Annotated in this window: 16 protein-coding genes; 13 read left to right on the top strand and 3 right to left on the bottom strand. The window is 68.3% G+C overall.

All coding sequences use genetic code 11. The features are described 5' to 3' along the window. The first annotated feature begins 43 nt into the window (after positions 1–43). From BpN12_RS04020 to BpN12_RS04000, 5 genes are all read left to right on the top strand, one after another. On the top strand, positions 44–787 hold the full coding sequence (locus BpN12_RS04020; RefSeq protein WP_246794023.1) for an IclR family transcriptional regulator: 744 nt from the start codon (positions 44–46) through the stop codon (positions 785–787). Between the two features lie 226 nt (positions 788–1,013). Then, a complete protein-coding gene (locus tag BpN12_RS04015) occupies positions 1,014–2,033 on the top strand; it encodes a linear amide C-N hydrolase (protein WP_246794617.1) in 1,020 nt (339 codons plus the stop codon). Between the two features lie 344 nt (positions 2,034–2,377). Next, complete coding sequence (locus tag BpN12_RS04010; protein ID WP_246794022.1) at positions 2,378–3,112, top strand: SDR family oxidoreductase; 735 nt, start codon at positions 2,378–2,380, stop codon at positions 3,110–3,112. Positions 3,113–3,155: 43 nt separating this feature from the next. Further along, positions 3,156–4,004: a fumarylacetoacetate hydrolase family protein gene (locus tag BpN12_RS04005; protein ID WP_246794021.1), complete on the top strand. Its 849-nt coding sequence runs from the start codon at positions 3,156–3,158 to the stop codon at positions 4,002–4,004. A 163-nt stretch (positions 4,005–4,167) separates the two neighbouring features. Continuing rightward, positions 4,168–4,902 (top strand): FadR/GntR family transcriptional regulator, encoded by a 735-nt coding sequence (locus BpN12_RS04000; RefSeq protein ID WP_246794020.1) that lies wholly within the window; start codon positions 4,168–4,170, stop codon positions 4,900–4,902. A gap of 204 nt (positions 4,903–5,106) precedes the next feature. On the opposite strand, the gene BpN12_RS03995 is transcribed toward BpN12_RS04000, so the two are convergent. Together BpN12_RS03995 and BpN12_RS03990 are read right to left on the bottom strand one after the other, a co-directional pair. Next, positions 5,107–6,891: an IlvD/Edd family dehydratase gene (locus tag BpN12_RS03995; RefSeq protein WP_246794019.1), complete on the bottom strand. Its 1,785-nt coding sequence runs from the start codon at positions 6,889–6,891 to the stop codon at positions 5,107–5,109. Between the two features lie 241 nt (positions 6,892–7,132). Beyond that, entirely contained in the window at positions 7,133–8,191 is a 1,059-nt protein-coding gene (locus BpN12_RS03990; protein ID WP_246794018.1) for a LacI family DNA-binding transcriptional regulator, read from the bottom strand. A 474-nt stretch (positions 8,192–8,665) separates the two neighbouring features. Here BpN12_RS03990 and BpN12_RS03985 point away from each other — a divergent pair, with 474 nt between their 5' ends. From BpN12_RS03985 to hxsC, 5 genes are all read left to right on the top strand, one after another. Further along, positions 8,666–9,874: a DUF4919 domain-containing protein gene (locus BpN12_RS03985; RefSeq protein WP_246794017.1), complete on the top strand. Its 1,209-nt coding sequence runs from the start codon at positions 8,666–8,668 to the stop codon at positions 9,872–9,874. 522 nt (positions 9,875–10,396) lie between these two features. After that, positions 10,397–10,696, top strand: coding sequence for a His-Xaa-Ser repeat protein HxsA2 (hxsA2, locus tag BpN12_RS03980; RefSeq protein ID WP_246794016.1), 300 nt, complete (start codon positions 10,397–10,399; stop codon positions 10,694–10,696). After that, on the top strand, positions 10,693–10,992 hold the full coding sequence (gene hxsD, locus BpN12_RS03975) for a His-Xaa-Ser system protein HxsD (RefSeq protein WP_246794015.1): 300 nt from the start codon (positions 10,693–10,695) through the stop codon (positions 10,990–10,992). The genes hxsA2 and hxsD overlap by 4 nt, the downstream gene beginning before the upstream one ends. A gap of 9 nt (positions 10,993–11,001) precedes the next feature. Then, a complete protein-coding gene (hxsB, locus tag BpN12_RS03970; RefSeq protein ID WP_246794014.1) occupies positions 11,002–12,459 on the top strand; it encodes a His-Xaa-Ser system radical SAM maturase HxsB in 1,458 nt (485 codons plus the stop codon). Continuing rightward, a complete protein-coding gene (gene hxsC, locus BpN12_RS03965) occupies positions 12,453–13,661 on the top strand; it encodes a His-Xaa-Ser system radical SAM maturase HxsC (RefSeq protein ID WP_246794013.1) in 1,209 nt (402 codons plus the stop codon). The genes hxsB and hxsC overlap by 7 nt, the downstream gene beginning before the upstream one ends. A gap of 91 nt (positions 13,662–13,752) precedes the next feature. On the opposite strand, the gene BpN12_RS03960 is transcribed toward hxsC, so the two are convergent. Further along, positions 13,753–14,199: a hypothetical protein gene (locus BpN12_RS03960; protein ID WP_246794012.1), complete on the bottom strand. Its 447-nt coding sequence runs from the start codon at positions 14,197–14,199 to the stop codon at positions 13,753–13,755. Positions 14,200–14,549: 350 nt separating this feature from the next. On the opposite strand from BpN12_RS03960, the gene BpN12_RS03955 reads away from it, so the two are divergent. The 3 genes from BpN12_RS03955 to glgB are packed head-to-tail and all read left to right on the top strand — an operon-like array spanning position 14,550 to position 23,697. Then, positions 14,550–18,038, top strand: a complete 3,489-nt coding sequence (locus BpN12_RS03955) for a maltotransferase domain-containing protein (protein ID WP_246794011.1) — start codon at positions 14,550–14,552, stop codon at positions 18,036–18,038. Beyond that, positions 18,035–21,499 (top strand): maltose alpha-D-glucosyltransferase, encoded by a 3,465-nt coding sequence (gene treS / locus BpN12_RS03950; RefSeq protein WP_246794010.1) that lies wholly within the window; start codon positions 18,035–18,037, stop codon positions 21,497–21,499. The genes BpN12_RS03955 and treS overlap by 4 nt, the downstream gene beginning before the upstream one ends. Continuing rightward, on the top strand, positions 21,496–23,697 hold the full coding sequence (gene glgB, locus BpN12_RS03945) for a 1,4-alpha-glucan branching protein GlgB (protein WP_246794009.1): 2,202 nt from the start codon (positions 21,496–21,498) through the stop codon (positions 23,695–23,697). The genes treS and glgB overlap by 4 nt, the downstream gene beginning before the upstream one ends. The last annotated feature ends 40 nt before the right edge of the window (positions 23,698–23,737 follow it).

Here is a 23,737-nt window from a genome sequence, read left to right as displayed (position 1 = left end):
AGCGGCGCGTGTTCGTCTTGGTTCAAGCGTCGGGAGAGAGGTGATGGGGGAAATCGCGACAGTCAATAGCGTCGAGCACGCGATTCGCCTGGTCGAGTTGCTGGCCGGCTCGGAGCAGGCGCTCGGCGTCAGCCAGCTGGCGCAGTCGCTCGAGCTGCCGCGCGCGACCGTCTACCGGCTGCTCAAGACGCTCGCGCAACGCGAGTGGATCATTCAGGACGACAAGACCTATCGGCTCAGCTTCCGGCTGGCGGGGCTGTTTCAGGGCGTCGGTGCCGGCGCCGAGGCGGCGCTGGCCGAGCGGATCGCGCCGCTCCTGCATCAGCTGGTGAGCGAGACCGGCGAGACGGCGCACTTCGCCGTGCTCGACGGCGATCGCGTCGTCTATCTCGCGAAGGTCGACTCCCCGCATCCGATCCGCATGTTCTCCGAGCACGGCTGGCGCGGGCCGCTGCATGCGACCGGCGCGGGCAAGATGCTGCTGGCTTCCGCCGAGGCGACGCTGCTGGCGCGCGTCTGCGACGCCGGACTCGAACGCTACACGGCGCGCACGATCGTCGACCCGGCGCGGCTGCAGGCGGAACTGGCGCGGATCCGCAAGCAGGGCTACGCACTCGATGCCGAGGAACTGATCGACGGCCTGACCTGCGTGGCGGTGCCGGTGATCAACGCGGGACAGGTGCGCGGCGCGATCTCGGTGGCCGGCCCGACGAGCCGGCTGGGCAAGCCCGAGGCGCTGGCCAAAATCCTGAAGGCGGCCTTGAAGCGCTTGCCGGCGGCGCTGTAGGCGCGGCGTTCGCGGCGGCGTTCACGATGCCGCGGATCGATTTGAAGATTCGTCACATGGCGCCGTTTCGCGCGAAATATACTGGCGGGCGGCCTTTCGAAGGCTGACGCGTGAACGCGTGCGAACCGCCCTCACACGCTTCACCAGGAACAGAACAGGAGATGCCACGCGCCACCCGCTTCGCAGTGTTTTGCCCTGTCTCGTCGCCGCGGCGGCGCTGGCCGCGATGCCGATCGCCGCGCTTGCCTGCACGCGCGTGGTCTATCTGGGCGCCAACGACGACGTCATCACGGCGCGCTCGATGGACTGGAAACAGGACATCGCCACCAATCTCTACGTCCTGCCGCGCGGCATCGCCCGCAACGGCGAGGCCGGCCCGAACTCGCTGACATGGGTCGCCAAGTACGGCAGCGTGGTGGCCACCGCCTACGACGTCGCCACCACCGACGGCATGAACGAAAAGGGTCTCGCCGCCGAGCTGCTCTGGCTCGTCGAATCGCAGTACCCGACGTTCGACCCGCGCTCGAAGCCGGGGCTCACCATCGCCGCCTGGGCGCAGTACGTGCTCGACAACTTCGCGACCGTGGCCGAGGCCGTGGACGCGCTTGGCAAGGAGCCGTTCACCGTCGTCACCGACAGCGTTCCCGGCGAACAGCGGCTGGCCACGCTGCACCTGTCGATGTCGGATGCCAGCGGCGACAGCGCCATCATCGAGTACATCGACGGCAGGCAGGTGATCCACCACGGCCGCCAGTACCAGGTCATGACGAACTCGCCCACCTTCGACGAACAGCTCGCGCTGAACGCCTACTGGCAGCGGATCGGCGGCACGGCCTGGCTGCCGGGCACCAATCGCGCGGCCGACCGCTTCGCGCGCGCCGCGTTCTACGTCAACGCGATCCCGAAGAGCGAGGATCCGACGATCGCGCTGGCCAGCGTCTTCAGCGTGATCCGCAACGTGTCCGTGCCGTATGGGATCAGCACCGAGAACGAGCCGAACATCTCGTCGACGCGCTGGCGCACCGTGGCCGACCACAAGCGCCGGCTCTACTTCTTCGAGTCGGCCCTGACGCCGAACACGTTCTGGGTCGACCTGAAGAAGCTCGACTTCGCCGCCGGCGCGCCCGTCAGGCGCCTGGACCTCGGTCGCGACCAGCGCAATACCTTCAGCGGGGAAGTGTCGGGCGAGTTCCGGGCCGCGCCGCCGTTCACGTTCCTGGGCCTCGGCGCCAGGAAGTCGCTCTGACGCGCGGTGTCCGGCTGCCGCGCGGTCGGACATCTCGACAAACCGATTGCCCGCCATGCAGTCAGACCAAAAAAATATATCTTAATGATCTGACTTTCCCTCGATCACCCTGCATGCCTGGCATCCGAGTGGCTCCGCGCCCGCCCATCCTGCCTGCAAATCCCGCAAAATCACACTAACCTCGGCCGATATGGCCGCCAACGCCCAAAGCCGCCCCCGTCTAGGCACAAACCCCACCCCACCCTGCGTTGCCTCCTCTCCCGTTCCCCGCTAAGATCGCAGCTGGCCCACTGGTCCGGCCAATTTCAGGTCGAACCGCAACCGGACACGAAACAGGAGACACGATGAGACTGGAAGGCAAGGTAGCCGTGGTCACGGCGGCAGGCGCCGGCATCGGGCAGGCGGCGGTGCATGCGCTGGCCCGCGACGGCGCGCAGGTCTGGGCGACCGACGTGAAGCCCGAACTGCTCAGCGCGTTCGACGGCGTCGCCAACGTGCGCACCGCCCCGCTCGACGTGATGAACCGCGCGGCGATCGACGCGTTCTTCGCCACGCTGCCGCGCGTGGACGTGCTGTTCAACTGCGCCGGCTTCGTCCACAACGGCACGATCCTCGAAGCCACCGACGAGGACTGGTCGTTCGCGTTCGACCTGAACGTGCGCTCGATGTTCTGGACCATCCGCGCCGCGCTGCCGGCCATGCTCAAGCACGGCGGCGGCAGCATCGTCAACATGGCCAGCGTGGCGAGCAGCATCCGCGGCCTGCCGAACCGCTTCGTGTACGGCGCCTCGAAGGCGGCCGTGATCGGCCTCACCAAGGCGGTGGCCGCCGACTACGTGCTGCAGGGCATCCGCTGCAACGCGATCTCGCCGGGCACCGTCGATACGCCCTCGCTGCAGCAGCGCATCAACGCCTACGACGATCCGGAGGCGGCCCGCAAGGCCTTCGTCGCGCGCCAGCCGATGGGCCGCATCGCGCGCGCCGAGGAAATCGCGCCGATCGTCACGTTCCTCGCCAGCGACGACGCCGCGTTCGTCACCGGCCAGACCTACTCGGTCGATGGCGGCATGACCATCTGACCTCGCCCTTCGTTTTCACCCGGATTCACCAGGAGCAGACTCAATGAAACTCGCCCGTTATGGCCAGCCCGGCCACGAAAAGCCGGCCCTCGTCGACCAGGACGGCAAGCTGCGCGACCTGAGCGGCGTGATCGCCGACATCACGCCGGCCACGCTCGATGCCGCCACGCTCGCGAAGCTGCGCGCGCTCGACGTCAACTCGCTGCCGCTCGTGGAAGGCTCGCCGCGCTACGGCTGCCCGATCAACGGCATCGGCAAGTTCCTCGCGATCGGCCTCAACTACTCCGACCACGCGGCCGAGACCGGCATGCCGGTGCCGAAGGAGCCGGTGGTGTTCACCAAGGCGATCTCGTGCATCCAGGGGCCGAACGATCCGGTGATGCTGCCGCGCGGCTCCGAGAAGACCGACTGGGAAGTGGAGCTGGGCGTGGTGATCGGGCGCGTCACGCGCTACGTCGAGCGCGACCAGGCGCTCGAGCACGTGGCCGGCTACTGCACGATCAACGACGTCAGCGAGCGCCACTTCCAGCTCGAACGCACGCCGCAATGGGACAAGGGCAAGGGCTGCGATACGTTCGGCCCGATCGGCCCGTGGCTCGTCACGCGCGATGAAGTGCCCGACGCGCAGAACCTGGCGATGTGGCTCGAGGTGAACGGCAAGCGCGTGCAGGACGGCTCGACGAAGACGATGATCTTCGACGTGGCCGAGATCGTCAGCCACCTGAGCCAGTTCATGACGCTGATGCCCGGCGACGTGATCACCACCGGCACGCCGCCCGGCGTCGGCATGGCCATGAACCCGCCGCAGTTCCTGCGCGACGGCGACGTGATCCGGCTCGGCATCGAAGGGCTCGGCGAGCAGCAGCAGACGGTCGTGCCGTTCAAGCTGTAAGCGCGCCCGCGCCGATCCAGGCGGCACGCACGCCCGTGCCCGGCGGCGGCCCGCATCGCGGGTTCGCCGCCGGGCGCCTGCCCTATAATGTGCGCCCACGCCCACCCGCGGCGCCCCGCAAGCCGGTCCACCCGACCACCCGAACCCTCCGACGAATCCCGCCATGCCCTTCCAGCCGATCGAAACGAAACGGCTCTACAGCCAGATCGCCGCGCAGATCACCGAACTGATCGAGGCGGGAGAATTCATCGTCGGCGAACGGCTGCCGGCCGAACGCGATCTCAGCGCGCGGCTCGGCGTGAGCCGCTCGTCGCTGCGCGAGGCGCTGATCGCGCTCGAGATCGAGGGCACGGTGGAAGTGCGCAGCGGCTCGGGCATCTTCGTCCGGCAGCGCGGCGCGAACGCGGCGGTGGCGGCTGCCGCTCCGGCACCGCAGCCGGCCGCCTCGGCAGCCGCGGCGCGCATGCACGCGGTGTCGCCGTTCGACGTGATCCGCGCGCGCGCCTACCTGGAGCCCGAGATCGCCGTGCAGGCGGTGCGGCATGCGTCCGACGCGCAGATCGAGACCGTGCTCGGCTGGCTCGACAAGCTGCGCGGCAGCAAGGTGGGCGATCCGCAACTGAACGAATACGACCGGCAGTTCCATCTGAGCCTGGCCGAGGCGTCGGGCAACAGCGCCTACGTGGTGCTGCTCGACCAGCTCTGGATCCATCGCACGACGCCGCTCTACATGACGCTCGAACAGCACTTCCTCAGCGCGCCGTGGTGGGCCGAATCGATGGAGGAACACGAGGAGATCTACGCCGCGCTCAACGAGCGCGACGTGCGCCGCATCAGCCTGGCGATGGGGCTGCACATGCAGCATGCCGAGCAGCGGCTCGCGGGACAGTTCAAGTAACCCGAGTCACGCAAGTCACGCGCGGGCGGTGGCGGGCAAGGCCGCCGCCGATCATGCCCGGCGGCACGCCGTTCACGACTCATGACGCCGGGCGCCATCCTGCCGCCCTTCTCGCCCTTCCCTTCTCGTCCTTCCCGACTCGCCACGCACCGGCCGCACGCGCCGCCGCGTCCCTCGCGACGGCACGCACCACCGGCCGCGTGCTCAGTGCGAATGCCGCGGGTTGCCGCGCGTCTCGATCACCTTCAGATACAGCGTGGCCGGCTCCAGGCAGCCGCCCGTCGAGAGCTGGCCGACCGTCTGCCGATACAGCTCCTGCCAGGGCGTCTGCGAAGGCGGCACCGAGAACCCGGCGGTCTCGCGGCGACGCGCGAGTTCGGCCTCGTCCACCAGCACGTCCACCTTGCGCGCGTTCAGGTCCACGCGGATCCGGTCGCCGGTGCGCAGCAGCGCGAGGCCGCCGCCCACCGCCGCCTCGGGCGACATGTTGAGGATCGACGGGCTCGCCGAGGTACCGCTCTGGCGGCCGTCGCCGAGCGTCGGCAGCGAGGTGATGCCGTCGCGCACGAGCGCGGCCGGCGGCGCCATGTTCACCACCTCGCCGCTGCCGGGATAGCCGACCGTGCCGGTGCCGCGAATCACCAGGATGCAGTGCTGGTCGATCTCGAGCGACGGATCGTTGATGCGCGCGTGATAGTCCTCGGGGCCGTCGAACACGATCGCGCGCGCCTCGAACGCGTTCTCGCTGCCCGGCTCGCTCAGGTAGGTCTGGCGGAACGCCTCGCCCACCACCGACATCTTCATGATCGCGCTGTCGAAGAAGTTGCCCGACAGCACCATGAAGCCGGCGCCGTGCTTGAGCGGCGTGTCGGTGGTGCGGATCACGTCGCGGTCCGAGGTGGCCGAGCGGTCGGCGATCCGGCCGATCGTGTCGCCCGACACGGTGCGGCAGTCGCGATGCACGAGGCCTGCTTTCGACAGCTCGTGGAACACGGCCGGCACGCCGCCCGCGCGGTGGAAGCTCTCGCCGAGATAGTCGCCGGCCGGCATGCAGTTGACGATCAGCGGCACCGCTTCGCCCACCCGCTGCCAGTCGTCGAGCGACAGCTCCACGCCGACGTGGCGCGCGATCGCGATCAGGTGCGGCGGGCAGTTGGTGGACGCGCCGAGCGCCGAGGCGATCACGATCGCGTTCTCGAAGGCCGGCTTGGTCATGATCTGCGACGGCCGCACGTCCTCGCGCACGAGATCGACGATCCGCTTGCCGGTGGCGTAGGCCATCTGGCCGCGCTCGCGGTAGGCGGCCGGAATGCTCGCGCAGCCCGGCAGCGACATGCCGAGCGCCTCGGCGAGGCTGTTCATCGACAGCGCGGTGCCCATCGTGTTGCAGTGGCCGATCGACGGCGAAGAGGCCGTGGTCAGCTCCATGAAGCCTTCGTAGTCGATCTCGCCGGCCGCGAGCAGGTTGCGCGCATGCCAGATCACGGTGCCCGAGCCGACCCGCTTGCCCTGGTGCCAGCCGTCGAGCATCGGGCCGCCGGACAGCACGATGGCCGGCATGTCCACGGTGGCGGCCGCCATCAGGCAGGCCGGGGTGGTCTTGTCGCAGCCGGTGGTCAGCACCACGCCGTCGAGCGGGAAGCCGTGCAGCACTTCCACGAGACCGAGATAGGCGAGGTTGCGGTCGAGCGCGGCGGTGGGCCGGCGGCTCTGCTCGGCGAGCGGATGCACGGGGAATTCCATCGGGATGCCGCCCGCGTCGCGGATGCCGGCCTTGGTGCGCTCGGCCAGCGCGATGTGGTGGCGGTTGCAGGGCGCGAGGTCGCTGCCCGTCTGCGCGATGCCGATGATCGGGCGGCCCGACTGGATTTCCTCGCGCGTCAGCCCGTAGTTCATGAAACGCTCGACGTACAGCGCCGTCATGTCGGCGTGCGCCGGATCGTCGAACCACTCCTGGCTGCGCAGCCGCCGCGTGGTGTTTTGCGTCATCTTGCCTTCTCCGTGTCCTGGTCGTTCCCGACGTCGCGGTGCCGCGCCGGCGCCCTGCCGCGACCGTCTCCTCTCGATATGTGTTCCGGCGCCGTCGGGTCGATTCCAGCAGGATCGACCTGGTCGGATCGGCTCATTTGGTTACCGGTAACCTCGACGCAGATGGTAGCACGCCTGAAGCGGGTTCGCGAGTGTTTGCAAATGGTTCGGGGGCCCCGGCGGCGGCCGATGCCCGCCGCGTTCACGCGCTTTCGCGCGGCACCACCGAATAGCGGATCTTGAAATGACGCGTGGCGGCGCTCGCCGCGGTGCCGCCCGCCATCGCCGCGCACAGCACCTCGCCCGTCATCAAGCCGATGCCGTGTGCATCGACCGTCACCGTGGTGATGCTCGGATGCGAGCATTCGGCCACCTCGAAATCGCCGAAGCCGGCCACCGCGATGTCCTCGGGCACGCGCATCCCGCGCCGGTGGCACTGCATGATCGCGCCGAACGCGGACATGTCGCTGACCGCCATCACCGCGTCGGTGTCGGGCCAGCGTTCGAGCAGCTGGTCGAGCGCCGGGCCGCCGTGGATCATGGTGGCCGGCGACTGCCCGAGCTGCACCACGCGCGGCTCGCCGAGGCCCAGCGCGCGCATGCCGAGCCGGTAGCCCTTGAGCCGCTCGGCGCCGCGGCGGTCGGCGTTGCTCGCGCCGCCGATGAAGCCGATCCGGCGATAGCCGCGCGCATGCAGATAGACCAGCATCTCGCGCGCCGCGCGCTGGTTCGAGAAGCCCACCGCCGCGTCGATCGGATCGGCAGGCAGGTCCCACATCTCGACGATCGGCACGCCCGCGCGCCGCAGCAGCGCGGTGGTGGCCTCGGTGTGGAACGCGCCCGTCAGCGCGACGCTGCGCGGCTGGTAGCGCAGCAGCGAACGCACGAGGCGCTCCTCGCGCTCGATGTCGTAATCGGTGTCGCCGATCAGCAGTTGCAGCCCTTTCGGCTCGAGCGCCGCCGACAGCCCGCGCACCGTGTCCGAGAAGTTCGAACTCGACAGCGACGGCACCAGCACCGCGACGAAATCCGAGCGCCCCGACGAGAGCGTGCCGGCTGCCGCGTCGGCGACGTAGCCGAGCGCCTCGATCGCGCGCAGCACGCGCTCGCGCGTCTCGGCCGCCACCACGGTATGGCCGGCGAGCACGCGCGACACCGTCATCTTCGATACGCCCGCGAGCTTCGCGACGTCGGACATGCGCGGCGGGCCGTCGGGGCGGATCAGATGCGCCGCGGGTACGGATTGACTGACATTGACCATGGATAGGAGTCCCGCAGGTTCGGGCGACGAGAAGGTCTGGGTGCTTAATTCGGCCGACATCATACGGGACTCGCTTCGACTCCGGGCCTGCCTGAGGCGAAATCGCACGGCGAACGCGCAATGGCCGCATTCGTCTGCTGATTCGCCCGTCACTCTCGACATCAACCGCGAATCGGTCGCGTCGATCATTGACGAAAACGATGGTAGAGGCGACCGCTTGCCGATCGGCCCCGCGATGGCGGATGGCGTCTCGAACGTGGTCGCGAACGCGGTGATGGACCTGATGGCGAGCGCGCTCGTGAAGGCATCACGGCCGGTTGGTTGCCGCGTGTCGATGCATGCGCCGAATGCAAATGAAAGCCTGTCATGGCAAGCTGCTCGCCGGCCGCCAACGGACGAGGCACGGGGCAGCCGCTGCGTCGTCGCACGACGCATCACGCACGAGAACAAAGCCGACCTCTTCACGGGAAATGTATGCGTAAAACAAAATGGCTTGCCTGCCTGCTGCTCTTTCTGTCGGCCGGCAATCAGCAGGCGTGGGCCGTCGCCCCCCCCGACATCAACCCCGCCACGATCGACGCGCTTCAGGCTCAGCGACAGCATTTCGGCGACGGCGCGCAGGTCGATCCGCAGCAGTTGGCGCGCGACGTGCAAGCCGCGATCGCGGACGCCGTGGCGCTCGATCGCGTCGGCAACGCCGCCGGTGCGATCGGTCGGCTGGAGCAACTGAAAAAATACGCGCCGCTCGATCAATTCCCCGACATCGACGTGCAGACGCTGTGCGGCGGCCTCTACCAGAAGCTGCTGAAGATCGATCTCGGCAACGCCTGTCACGATCGCGCCCAGGCGCTAGCCGAGATCCTGAAGAACCGTTCGGGCGGCGGTACCACGCCCGACGATCCGGTGCGCGTGGTGATGGTCCGCGAAATCGGCGAATGGGTGCGCCTGCGCCGCGGCACGGTCAAGGCCGTCGAGGCGCAGCAGAGCCGCGGCAACGAACTGCAGAAGGTGTCGTACTCGACGCCGGGCGCCGACGGCACGACCTCGGCCTACTTCCTGGTCGATCCGCGCGTGATGGCGGCCACCATGCGCCAGCGCTCGACCTTCGATCCGCTGCCGATCGATGCCGGCGCCGACAACCCGTACGCGAAGGCGCTACGGCAAGCCCACGAGCAGCGCCTCCAGTTCCTGGCCGATCGCAGCTTCGATTACCCGGTGCTGATGCAGCTGTGCCACGACACCGAAGCGCAGGCCATGAAACTCGCGCAGCAAGGCGACTTCGACGGCGCGCTGGCGACGATGCAGGCGATCGAAAAAATACGCCCGATCCGGCAGATCCCGAACTTCAACGTGATCTCCGTCTACAGTTACCTGCTCGGCAAGACCGGCCACCTGAGCGAGCAGGCCGAGATGCGGCTGTTCCTGTTCGGCATCACGCAGGACATCGCACACAGCGGCGACGGCCTGAGCACCGCGACGGCGATCCACGTGGTGTCGGACGACGAGGAATACACGTGGCTGGCCTCGCGCCATCTGCGCCTGACGAAGCAGGCGCTGCTCGAGAACGGTGCGTCGCGCTACGACGAGCTGAGCACCGTCGATGCCAACGGTCACGCCCAGCCGCCTTATTACTTCGAGGTCTCGCAGGCCTACGTCCGGCAGAGCCCGGTGCCGGTGCAATAAGTGGCGTGTCGCGGGCTGCGCAGACGACAAGGCCCGCGTCCACCGTCGGTGGCGCGCAGGCGAACGTCGCGGACAGCGTCGTGGTCACGATCGGCGGCAGCCCGGCCCGTTACCGGCACGCCGTCGTAGCCGGACGAGATGCCCGATGAACGCGTCCGTATGCGGTCATACGAACATGGATCTTCGGCCTTCGGCCAGTAACGAATATGCACGGTTCGACGGCGATTTCGATCTCGTCTATAGCGCAAGCCATCGCTACGCACGCAAAATTCCAAATACCTCTTAAAATCGCAAGCAAACACAATCTGACATCCGGATTATCGAAAAAATAATTCTCTTCTGGCCGCCGCAATATGAATGCGTAGCTATTCCTCCATACCGACCGCAAGAGACCGGCATCGGCGAGGGATATTTACACGAGGTACTTTCAAATGCCATTCGACTGGAGTAGCCTGTCGCTGCAATCTCGATCAGGAAAACGACGCGGCTTTCGATACCCACAAACGATCAGACCAAGAGACCATGAAAGCAAAATTCCTCGTACCAGTTAGCACGTTGGCTGCCGCCATGGCAACTCAACATGCCGGCGCGGCCATCGCGCCTCTCGAAAACGTCACTCCGGCTCCGCCGGCCGTGAACGATACGGCAACCAACGCGATTGCCGCTCTGGAACCGCAGCAATTGACCGTGCGAGCCGGTGACGATGCCTACGGCTTCGTGCTGAAGCGCACCGAGCATGGCCAACTGATGGCGTATCACAGCTCGCATTCGTCTCACTCTTCCCATAGCTCGCACTATTCACATCGATCCTCGTCGTCATGAGCACGGCTGGAAGCAGCTGCGAAATCCGCTTCGACAGGCAGGTCTATTCAGCAGACGCGGTACAGAAAGCGGCATACCGCTTCGCCGATCGCATGGCCGTGAATCTGCAGGTGACCGATACCTATGTGATTTGCGCGGCAACCATCGATTCCGGTGTTGCCGCGCCTGATGATGTGGTTCGCGATTTTCAGAAAGAAGTACTGGATCAAAATCTTCGTCTGAAGATTGCAGCGGAAACCGAGTCGATCAGACATCTCATACTTGCCCATGCTTTTTCAAAGACTGGGCTGACGTAGGAGTGGGGCGTGAGCAAGTTCCTCCCGCCGTCCGCTTACGCGGCGCACGGCGCGTATAGGCTGTTGCCGTTCAATTTCGGAAAATTAAACGATGAACACTATGTAGTCACCAATATGGTCGGCGAATATATCGTCGTTGATCGGCCAAATCTGGAGAGACTGGTCAACCATGATTTGCAGCCGGACGAGCCGCTTTTCCGCGATCTCCGGGCAAAACACTTCGTCGAAGTTGCGGGCGATCGCTCCCCGCGCGAGTTGCTGGCGCTGAAAACGCGGACACGCTATCAGCGACTTCCGAATTTCACGAATCTGCACATCTTCGTTGCCACGCTCCGCTGTGACCACAGCTGCCCTTACTGTCAGGTGTCGAGGCAGTCGGAAGACCGGTCGGCATACGATATGACGCGTGAAATCGCAGACCGGTCGCTGGACCTGATGTTTCGCTCGCCGTCCCGGGCGCTCAAGCTCGAATTCCAGGGCGGCGAACCTCTGTTGAATTTCGATCTGGTTCGCTACGTCGTAGAGAAAGCACAAGCGCGTGCCGCATCGGAATCGCGCGAGCTCGAGATCGTGATCGCGACGACGCTTTCGCTGGCAACCGACGAGATTCTCGAATACTGCAACGACCACCGGATATTGCTGTCGACCTCGCTCGACGGACCGGCCGATCTGCATAACCGCAACCGCCCGCGGCCAGGCAGGGACAGTTACCAGCGCTACATCGACGGGCTGCAACGTGCTCGAGAAAAAGTCGGTTTCGATCGAGTGTCGGCACTGATGACGACGACGCAGCATAGCCTGCCGCGCGTGCGCGAAATCATCGACGAATATGTCACCCACGGCTTTGATGGAATCTTCTTGCGGCCGCTGTCCCCTTACGGTTTCGCCATCAAGACGAAAACGATCGCCGGTTACGATCTGGCGCGCTGGCTGGATTTCTATTTTGAAGGGCTCGACTACATCCTCGAGTTGAATCGTGCGGGCACGCCGTTCCGGGAACACTACGCGGCGCTGGTCCTGCAGAAAATGCTGACGTCGAATGATCCAGGTTATGTTGACTTGATGAATCCGGCCGGCGCCGGCATCGCCGCCGTCGTGTTCAACTACGACGGTGGCGTCTTCGCGTCGAACGAAGCTCGGATGCTGGCCGAAATGGGCGACATGACGTTCAAGCTCGGTAACGTACTGGAACACGACTACAAGGAAATATTCCTTTCCGAGCAGTTGCTCACCGCGCTTGAAGATTCGTTCACCCTGTCGGCCCCGATGTGCTCCGAATGCGCCTTCGAACCGTTTTGCGGTGCCGATCCGGTTTATGCGCACGCGGTTCACGGCGACGTGCTCGGACGCAAGCCTGCCTCGGACTTCTGTCGGCGAAACATGGCGATATTTCGTCGGCTCATTTCAATGATGGAGTCCGATGCCGATGCCAAGAAAATTTTTCAGAGCTGGGTGGCGCGATGCTGAAACTGGGCGGGAAGGTCATTTCGATCACGCCGGTCGACGAGAGCACGACCATGCCGCGTGTGGCACAAGCCACGGCGCGACCGGGCGCGCTCTTGCCGATCGTCTCGGGTTCGCGCCCAGTTCCCGACGCAGTTCGCCGCACAAGCGCATATTTGCTGCGCGGTGCGGCGGAGCCGATGCGCTACGGCCATTACTTCGTGTTGAGACGCGACGCCCACATCGTATCGCCCGGCATGCTCGATGCGCCGCTGACGATCCTGCCCGACGAATTCGACTATCTTGATGACGGCGATATCGTGCGACTCAATGCCGGAAACGGTGACATCCGCGTGCTGTATCGTCGCAATAGCCCACACAATACGATCCTCGTTACCGAGCAATGCCAGCACTACTGTTTGATGTGTTCGCAACCCCCCAAGAACATCGACGATAGTTGGCTCGACGACGAGGCGAAGGCTTTGATCCGGTTGATGCCGCGATCGACGGAAGTTCTCGGCTTCACGGGGGGCGAGCCGACCCTTTTCGGGGATCGATTTCTCGATACGCTGCGTTTGACGAAAACGCTCCTGCCGCAGACGAAAATTCATATTCTCTCGAATGGCCGGCGGTTCGCGGATCGCGCATTCGCCAAACGTTACGCAGCGGTGGATCATCCCGATGTCACGATCGGCATTCCGCTGTACTCGGACGATCCGTCACTGCACGACTATATCGTGCAGTCAGCGGGAGCTTTCGACGAAACGGTGCGAGGCATCCTGAATCTCAAGGAGGCGCGGCAGAAAGTTGAGATTCGCATCGTGTTGCATGCATTGAGCGTGCCGAGGCTCGAGCAGCTTGCCACGTATATCGTGAGGAATTTGCTGTTCGTCGATCACATCGCGTTGATGGGCCTGGAGATCACCGGTTTCACGCGAGCGAATCTGGACGAACTCTGGATCGATCAGTCGGATTATCGAGACGTGCTGAGCCGAGCCGTTCGTATTTTCGAAGCATACGGAATGCATGTCTCGGTCTACAACCACCAGCTGTGTCTGGTAAACGACGATGTCGGACGGGCTTACCGGAAGTCGATCTCGGACTGGAAAAACGAGTATATCGACGCATGCGCGCCGTGTGAGAAGAAACATGAATGCGGAGGCTTCTTTTCATCCGCAGTTCAACACGAGAAATTCAGCGCACACATCAAGCCGATGACGACGTGACGGTCCTCGATGCGGCGACGCACGCCCCCGCCGCCGTCTCAGCAGGAAGCTCGGAGCCGAATCGCAGCCGCGAGGGGCTGCCTCACGCCCCTCAATCCCACCGCCGCCCCCCACGATAATGCCGCCCATGCCCATACCGCCCGCGCCGATCATCCTCCTGATACGAATTCGATCTCGACACATTTCCCCCCAACGCCGCTCCCGCCCCACCACCCAAGGCAGCCCCGATCAGCCCACCCGACCGCCCGCCCATCGCGTTCCCCGCAGCCGTCCCCGCCCCGCCACCCAACGCACCACCAATCACCGCCCCGGTCCGCTCACGCCGGCTCGACGTCACCGCCCCGCCCGCGCCACCACCCACCGCACCACCAATCACCGCGCCGGTGCTGCCGCCCACCGCGCCCCCAAGCGCCGCGCCGGCCACGCCACCGAGCGCGCCGCCCAGGGCATTGTTGAGATCGCCGCGTGCCAGCGCCGGCGTGGAAAGCGCGGCGCCGAGGGCCGCCACCGCAACGAGTCGGGTCAGTAAGTTGGTCATGGTCAACGCTCTTCTTTGATGGTCAGGACAGGATGTGAACAAAAGACGATGCGAGTGTAGCCAGGCAATGGAAAGGATTTCGTAACCACATCCACAGCAACCCGCAAGAGTTGTAACCAATTCACGCCCGATTCCCGAAAGCGCCCGCCTCGCCCCGCCGTCGCCCTCACTGCTGTAAAAACTACATCGCCGCGCCGACTTTGCATCGCGGCGCAACACGCCGGCCTCCCCACACCCACGCGGCACCACGCGCCCCCTGTCCCCATTACGCAAAAACAGCAGGCACGTACATTGCATTACCCATCGCCGTCAGCGGCCAAGGCCGCCCCATCCGCCTTATGGACGGTTAAATGGATTCCCCTTTCTCCCCGCATCTCTACTTCTGCGACGCCCGCTTCGTCGGCGCGCTCGACGCGTGGCCCGCCTGGTTCGAGCGCATCGCTGCAGGCGGCTTCGATCACGTGGTGATCGGCGCGTTCAACACGGCAGGCCGCGGCGGCCATCCGCGCGTGGTGGCCGATCACGATCGCCCCACCGAAGCGCTGGCCACCCAACTCGACACGGCCGACGCACTCGCCCACCTGGTCGAACAGGCGCGTGAATTCGACCTGAAGCTGATGCTCGACGTGACGCTGGACCGGATCGCGGTCGAGCATCCGCTGCGGCGCGCCTCGCCCGACTGGTACGTGGAGCGCCATCACGACGACGCGCGCATCGATCCGCGCACGGCGGGGTTCGAGCAGACGGTGGCCTATGCCGACCTCACCCACCCGGACGTGGCGGACGCGCTGTCGGGCTGGTGGCACGGCCGCTTCGCGACGCTCTCGGCGGCCGGCATCGCGGGCTTCCTGGTGGACGCCCCGCAGCGCCTGCCGGCCGAATGGTGGCGCACGTGGCTCGCCTCGCGCCACGGCGAGCTGCAGGACGTGCGCTGGCTGGCCGGCATCCCGGGCCATGCGCGCGACACGCTGGCGGCGTTCGAGGGCGCCGGCTTCGACGGCGTGTTCTCGTCGCTGCGCTGGTGGGACGGCCGCGCGCCCTGGCTGGTCGACGAACACGCGCTGCTGCGCCGGGTGGGCTCGCCGATCGCCTACCCGGACGCGTTCGAAGGCCCGCGCCTCGCCCATGATCTGCGCGGCGCGACGCGCGAGGCGCAGGAGCGCGGCTACCGGCGCGCGCTGGAAGCCGCGGCGGCGCTCGGCACGGGCTGGCTGGTGCCGATGGGCTTCGAGCGCGGCGTGGCGATCCCGCTGATGACGCCGCATGCGCAGCCGGGCGCGTTCCGCGACGCGTTCGAGGCCGCGCCGTTCGACCTCTCGGACGCGCTGGCCGAGGCGAACCGCCGGCGCCACGCCTCGCCGGTGTTCGCCTCGCGCGGCGAGCTGGCGGTGTTGAGCGGCGCCGACGCGGCGGCCACGGTGCTGCTGCGCGGCAGCGACGCCTCGCTCGAACAGGCCGACGACGCACTGCTGATCGCGCTGAACCCCGATCTCGACCACGCGGCGCGCGTCGATCCGGGCGCCTGCCTGGCCGGCGTGCCGGGCGCGTTCACGCGCTTCGCGCCGCTCGCGGCCGCGCGCCGCGCGAAGGCCGCGCCGCTCGACGCGTTCGAACTGCCGCCGGGCGGCCTGACGCTGCTGCGCGCCTCGCGCGCGAAGCCGGTCAAACCAGGCAAGGACGCCAAGGACACGAAAGACGCCAGGGACAGCAAGGACGCGAAGGGCAAGGCCGGCAAGGACACGCCCGACGACACCGCCGCCAACGGCAGCGCACGCCGCCGCGGCAAGCCGGGCGCGAACGCGCTCACGGCGGCGCTGGCGGCCGACCGCATCGCGATCGAGCGCGTGGAGCCGGCGGTGGACGGCGGCCGTTTCGCGGCCAAGCGCGTGGTGGGCGAGCGCGCGGTGGTCAGCGCGACGCTGATCGCGGACGGCCATGCGCGGCTCGGCGCGGTGGTGGCCTGGCGCGCGGCCGACGAAGCGGACTGGCACGAGGTGCCGCTCGCGCCGCTCGGCAACGATCGCTGGCAGGCCGCGATCCCGCTCGACCGGATCGGCCGCCACCTGTTCCGCGTGGTGGCCTGGCGCGACGACTGGGGCTCGCTGGTCGACGATATCGGCAAGAAGCACAAGGCCGGCCAGGACGTGGCGCTGGAGCTGCAGGAAGCGCGCGCGCTGCTGGCCGATGCGCTCGACGCGGCGAAGGGCACCCACGACGACGATTCGGTGGCCGACCTGCGCCGCCTCGCGGCCGAGTTCGATTCGGCGGACGCGGAGCGGCGGCTCGCGCTGGTGCTGGCGCCGCCGGCGGCGGCGGCCTACGCGGCGCTCGGCCGGCGCAGCGCGCAGACGCAGGACCCGACCGTCTATCCGATCGACGTCGAGCGCCGCGCGGCGCGCTTCGGCAGCTGGTACGAAATGTTCCCGCGCTCGGCGTCGGACGATCCGCAGCGCCACGGCACCTTCGAGGACGTCGTCCGCCATCTGCCGCGGGTGCGCGAGATGGGCTTCGACGTGCTTTATTTCCCGCCGATCCACCCGATCGGCCTGACGGCGCGCAAGGGCCGCAACAACAGCCTGCGCGCGGGGCCGGAGGACGTCGGCAGCCCCTACGCGATCGGCTCGCCGATCGGCGGCCACGCGGACGTCCACCCGAGTCTCGGCACGCTCGCCTCGTTCCGCGCGCTGGTGGCCGCGGCACACGCGCACGGCATCGAGATCGCGCTCGACTTCGCGGTGCAGTGCTCGCCCGATCACCCGTGGCTCGCGCAGCATCCGGGCTGGTTCGCCTGGCGCCCGGACGGCTCGCTGCGGTTCGCTGAGAACCCGCCGAAGCGCTACCAGGACATCGTCAATCCCGACTTCTACGCGGCCGACGCGATGCCGGACCTGTGGCTCGCGCTGCGCGACGTGGTGCTGCACTGGATCGAGGCGGGCGTGAAGCTGTTCCGCGTCGACAACCCTCACACCAAGCCGCTGCCGTTCTGGGCCTGGCTGATCGACGACATCCGCGCGCGCCACCCGGACGTGGTGTTCCTGTCGGAAGCGTTCACGCGCCCGGCGATGATGTACCGGCTCGCCAAGGTCGGCTTCTCGCAGTCGTACACCTACTTCACCTGGCGCGAGTCCAAGCACGAGCTGCGCGCCTATCTGCAGGAGCTGGCCGACGGCGCGCCGCGCGAGTTCTTCCGGCCGAACTTCTTCGTCAACACGCCCGACATCAACCCGCGCTACCTGCACAACGCGCCGCGCTCGCAGTTCGTGATCCGTGCGGCGCTGGCGGCGCTGCTGTCGGGCGTGTGGGGCATGTACAGCGGCTTCGAGATCGGCGAATCGGCGCCGCTCGACGAGGCCGGCGAGGAGTACCGCGACGCCGAGAAATACGAGCTGCGCGCGCGCGACTGGCGCCGGCCCGGCAACCTGGCCGGCGAGATCGCGCTGCTGAACCGCGTGCGGCGCACCCACCCGGCCCTGCAGACGCATCTCGGCATCACGTTCCTCGATTCGCCGAACGATTCGGTGCTGGTGTTCCGCAAGGCCACGCCGAACTTCGACAGCGTGATCGTGGCGGCCGTGAGCCTCGACCCGTGGGCGCCGCAGGCCACCGATTTCATGCTCGACGCGGCGCTCTACGCGGGCTGGGCCGTCCCCGAGGGCGCGGCGCTGCGCGTGACCGACCTCGCCACCGGCCACACCGGTCAGTGGCACGGCACGCGCCAGTACGTGAACCTCGACCCGCATGCGCTGCCGTTCGCGATCTGGCGCATCGCGCCCGACGCGCCGCATCTGCCCGCTCACGCCACGCAGCCGGCCGCGTCCGGCTCGGGAGACCCGCGATGATCCGCGAAGAACCGCTCGACCAGCTGCCGCTCGACCAGCTACCGCATGCCCCGTTCCAGCCGGCCGCCGGCAACCCGCGGCGCACCACGCGCCGCGCCGCCGCCTCGCGCACCGTCGATCCGGGCGCCGCGCCCGCCGATCCGCTCTGGTACAAGGACGCGATCATCTACCAGTTGCACGTGAAGTCGTTCTTCGATTCGAACGGCGACGGCATCGGCGACTTCCCGGGCCTGATCTCGAAGCTCGACTACATCGCCTCGCTCGGCGTGGACGCGCTGTGGCTGCTGCCGTTCTATCCGTCGCCGCGCCGCGACGACGGCTACGACATCGCCGACTACCGCAACGTCCACCCCGACTACGGCACGCTCGCCGACGTGCGCCGCTTCATCCGCGAGGCGCACGCGCGCGGCATCCGCGTGATCACCGAGCTGGTGATCAACCACACCTCGGACCAGCATCCGTGGTTCCAGCGCGCGCGCCGCGCCAAGCCCGGCTCGGTGCATCGCGACTACTACGTCTGGTCGGACAGCGACACGAAGTTCTCCGGCACGCGCATCATCTTCGTGGACAGCGAGCCGTCGAACTGGACCCACGACCCGGTGGCGGGCCAGTACTACTGGCACCGCTTCTATTCGCACCAGCCGGACCTGAACTTCGACAACCCGGCGGTGGTGCGCGAGGTGCTGCAGGTGATGCGCTTCTGGCTCGATCTCGGCATCGACGGGCTGCGGCTCGACGCGGTGCCGTACCTGGTCGAGCGCGAGGGCACCAGCAACGAGAACCTGCCCGAGACGCACGCGATCCTGAAGACGATCCGCGCGGCGATCGACGCCGAGTATCCGAACCGGATGCTGCTGGCCGAGGCGAACCAGTGGCCGGAAGACGTGCAGGAATACTTCGGCGACGAGGACGAATGCCACATGGCGTTCCACTTCCCGCTGATGCCGCGCATCTACATGTCGATCGCGAGCGAGGACCGCTTCCCGATCATCGACATCATGCGGCAGACGCCGGAACTCGCGCCGAGCAACCAGTGGGCGATCTTCCTGCGCAACCACGACGAGCTGACGCTGGAGATGGTCACCGATTCCGAGCGCGACCTGCTCTGGCAGACCTACGCGAGCGACCGCCGCGCGCGCCTGAACCTCGGCATCCGCCGCCGCCTCGCGCCGCTGATGGAACGCGACCGGCGCCGCATCGAGCTGATCAACTCGCTGCTGCTGTCGATGCCGGGCACGCCGGTGGTCTACTACGGCGACGAACTCGGGATGGGCGACAACATCCACCTCGGCGACCGCGACGGCGTGCGCACGCCGATGCAGTGGTCGGCCGACCGCAACGGCGGCTTCTCGCGCGCCGACCCCGAACAGCTGGTGCTGCCGCCCGTGATGGGCGCGCTGTACGGCTACGACGCGGTGAACGTCGAGGCGCAGTCGCGCGACCCGCATTCGCTGCTGAACTGGATGCGCCGGATCCTCGCCACGCGCCGCGCCACCCAGGTGTTCGGGCGCGGCACGCTGCGCTTCCTGCGCCCCGAGAACCGCAAGATCCTCGCCTACCTGCGCGAGCTGCCCGACGCCACGCCGGTGCTGTGCGTGGCGAACCTGTCGCGCGCCTCGCAGGCGGTCGAACTGGACCTGTCCGAGTTCGCCGGCCGCGTGCCGGTGGAGATGACCTCCGACTCGCCGTTCCCGGCGATCGGCGAGCTGCCCTACCTGCTGACCTTCCCGCCCTACGGCTTCCTGTGGTTCCAGCTGTCGGCCACCGGCAGCGAGCCGGGCTGGCACCGCCCGCACGCGGAGCCGCTGCCCGAGTACACCACGCTCGTGATGCGGCGCGGCGATACGCATCCGGCCGCCGAGCTGGTCGCCACGCTCGAGGCGGAAGTGCTGCCGTCGTGGCTCACGCGGCGCCGCTGGTTCGCCTCGAAGGACCGCTCGCTCGAAGCGGTGCGCCTCGACTGCGTGACGCCGATCCCGGGCGAGGCGTTCCAGTACGCCGAGCTGGTGGCCACCGTCGACGGCCGCGAGGATCGCTACGCGGTGCCGCTCGCGGCCGCCTGGGGCGACGAGACCTCGCATCCGCTGTTCATGCGGCTCGCGCTCGCGCGCGTGCGGCGCGGCCCGACGGTCGGCTACCTGACCGATGCGTTCGCGCTGCCGTGCTTCGCGCACGGCGTGCTGCGCCGGCTCGCGGACCCGCGCGACGTGCCGCTCGCGGACGGCGGCACGCTGGTGTTCACGCCGGAGCCGGAACCGGCGCTGGCGCAATACGCGCTCGGCGATGCGCCCGAGGTGCGCTGGCTGGCCGCCGAGCAGAGCAACAGCTCGCTCGTGATCGGCGAGGCGCTGGTGCTGAAGCTGGTGCGGCGCGTGGCGCCCGGCATCCATCCCGAGGCCGAGGTCAGCCGCCATCTCACGCGCGCCGGCTACCGCAACGCGCCGGCGCTGGTCGGCGAGGTGCGCCGCGTGGCCGCCGACGGCACGCCGCACACGGTCGCGATCGTGCAGAACTTCGTCGACAACCAGGGCGACGCCTGGGCGCGCTCGCTCGATTTCCTCAAGCGCGCGGTGAGCGATCTCGCGCTCGCGGCGGCGGCCACGCCCGACGCCGGCGAATCGGCGCAGGCGGCCGTCGAGCTCGACACCTACGCCGCGTTCGCCGGTGCGATCGGCACCCGGCTCGGCGAGCTGCACGTGGTGCTGGCCGCGCCGAGCGACGATCCGGCGTTCGCGCCCGAACCCGCCACGCCCGCGCACGTCGAAGGCTGGACCGCCGACGCGCTGGCCATGTTCGAGCGCGCCGCGGCCCTGCTCGCGCCGCGCCTGGACGAACTCGACGCCGACGCGCGCGAGGCCGCGGCCGCGCTGCTCGCCTCGCGCGAGGCGATCGCGCAGGCCGTCGGCACGCTGGTGCCGCGCGAGCTCACCGCCACCTGCATGCGGATTCACGGCGACTTCCACCTCGGCCAGGTACTGGAAGTCAACGGCGACGCGATGCTGATCGATTTCGAGGGCGAGCCGGCCCGGCCGCTCGAGGCGCGCCGCGCCAAGTCGCATCCGCTGCGCGACGTGGCCGGGCTGCTGCGCTCGCTGTCGTACGCGAGCGCGGCCGCGCAGTTCGCGATCGAGAAGGCGCCCGCGCCGACGGCCGACCTCAAGCGCACGCTGTTCGACCGCTTCGGGCAGGCCGCCGCCGACCGCTTCCTCGCCAACTACCGCGACGCCTGCGAAGCCGCCGCCGAGCCGTTCGTGGCGCCCGAGCACGCCGAACGGCTGCTGATGCTGTTCCTGATCGAGAAGGCCGCCTACGAGCTCGGCTACGAAGCCGCGAACCGCCCGGACTGGCTGCGCGTGCCGGTGGTCGGGCTCGCGGCGCTGGCCGCGCAGCTGCTCGGCCGCCCGCTCGCCGAGCCCCCTCATTCACCCGATCACCCTGCTGCACCGGAGAAAAAACAATGAGCGATACGCTCTTCGCCCCGGACGACATCGCCGCCCTGCTCGACGCGCGGCACCCGGACCCGTTCGCATGCCTGGGCCGGCATCGCGACGGCGAGCGCACGGTGGTGCGCGCGCTGTTTCCCGGCGCGCACGCCGTGCAGGTGGTCGCGCGCGACGGCGGCCGCGTGCTCGGCGAACTCGAGCGCGTGGCGCCGGCCGGCTGCTTCGCCGGCGAGATCGAGGCCGATGAGCCGTACCGGCTCGCGATCGACTGGATGACCGCCACCCAGGAGATCGAGGACATCTATGCGTTCGGGCCGCTGCTCGACGACGCGGCGCTCGCGCGTTTCGCCAACGGCGATCCGTTCGCCGTACTCGACTGCCTCGGCGCGCGACTCGCCGAGATCGACGGCGTGGCCGGCGTGATCTTCGCGGTCTGGGCGCCGGCCGCCGCGCGCGTGTCGGTGGTGGGCGACTTCAACGCCTGGGACGGCCGGCGCAACCCGATGCGGCTGCGCCGCCCGTGGGGCGTCTGGGAGCTGTTCATCCCGGCCGTGCATGCGGGCGCGCGCTACAAGTACGAGCTGCGCACGCGCGACGGCCGCGTGCTGCCGCTGAAGGCCGACCCGTGCGCCCGCGCCACCGAGGCGCCGCCGCTGACCGCCTCGGTGGTGGCCGACCACGCCGCGCGCGAACGCTTCGCCTGGCAGGACGGCGCCTGGCTCGCGCGCCGCGCCGAGACCCAGGCGGCCAACGCGCCGATGTCGGTCTACGAGGTGCATGCCGAATCGTGGCAGCGGCTCGGCGATCCGCCCGGGCGCACGCCGAGCTGGGACGAACTCGCCGACCGGCTGATCCCCTACGCGGCCGGCATGGGCTTCACGCACGTCGAGCTGATGCCGGTGGCCGAGTATCCGTTCGGCGGCTCGTGGGGCTACCAGCCGCTCTCGCCGTTCGCGCCGTCGGCGCGCTTCGGGCCGACCGAGGGCTTCGCGCGCTTCGTCGATCGCGCGCACGCGGCCGGGCTCGGCGTGATCGTCGACTGGGTGCCCGCTCACTTCCCGACCGACCAGCACGGCCTCGCACAGTTCGACGGCACCGCGCTCTACGAGCATGCCGATCCGCGCGAGGGCTTCCATCCCGACTGGAACACGCTGGTGTTCAACGTCGGCCGCCACGAGGTGAGCGCGTTCCTGATCGCCTCGGCGCTGGCCTGGGTGCGCGACCTTCACGTGGACGGGCTGCGCGTGGACGCGGTGGCCTCGATGCTCTATCGCGATTACTCGCGCGCCTCGGGCGAGTGGATTCCGAACCGCTACGGCGGGCGCGAGAACCTCGAATCGATCGCGTTCCTGCGCACGCTCAACGACACGCTGCACGGCGCCGGCGCGCCGCCCGGGGTGCTGACCATCGCCGAGGAATCGACCGCCTGGCCCGGCGTGACGGCGCCCGTCGCCGACGGCGGCCTCGGCTTCGACTTCAAGTGGAACATGGGCTGGATGCACGACACGCTGTCCTATCTGCACGAGGACCCCGTGCATCGCCGCTATCACCACGACCGCATGACGTTCGGCCTCGTCTACGCGTTCTCGGAGCGCTTCGTGCTGCCGCTCTCGCACGACGAGGTGGTCCACGGCAAGGGCTCGCTGGTCGCGAAGGTTCCGGGCGACCCGTGGCAGCGCTTCGCGACGCTGCGCGCCTACTACGCGTTCATGTGGGCGCACCCGGGCAAGAAGCTGCTGTTCATGGGCGGCGAGTTCGCCCAGCCCGGCGAGTTCGCGCACGACGCGCAACCGCCCTGGGAGCTGCTCGACTCGCCCGCGCATCGCGGCGTGCAGCGCCTGGTGCGCGACCTGAACCGGCAGCTGGCGGCCGAGCCCGCGCTGCACCGGCTCGACGCGAGCCCCGAGGGCTTCGGCTGGCTGATCGGCGACGACGCCGCCAACAGCGTCTACGCGTTCATCCGCCGCGACGGCGCCGGCCGCCTGCTGGTGGCCGTCTGCAACTTCACGCCGGTGCCGCGCGACGGCTATCGCATCGGGCTGCCCGCCGCCGGCCGCTGGACCGAGCTGCTGAACACCGACAGCGCGGCCTACGGCGGCACCAACCGCGGCAACGACGGCGCCGTGTTCGCGGAGGAAGCGCCGCTGCATGGCCAGCGCTGGTCGGCCTCGCTGCGCCTGCCGCCGCTCGCCACCGTCTGGCTGCGTCCGGACTGAACCGCGCCGGCGGCGTCCCGCGCCTGAAACATCGTCATCC

This window comes from Burkholderia perseverans (genome assembly GCF_022870505.1).
Taxonomy (GTDB): domain Bacteria; phylum Pseudomonadota; class Gammaproteobacteria; order Burkholderiales; family Burkholderiaceae; genus Burkholderia; species Burkholderia plantarii.
This window is presented reverse-complemented; position numbering and strand designations above follow the sequence as displayed.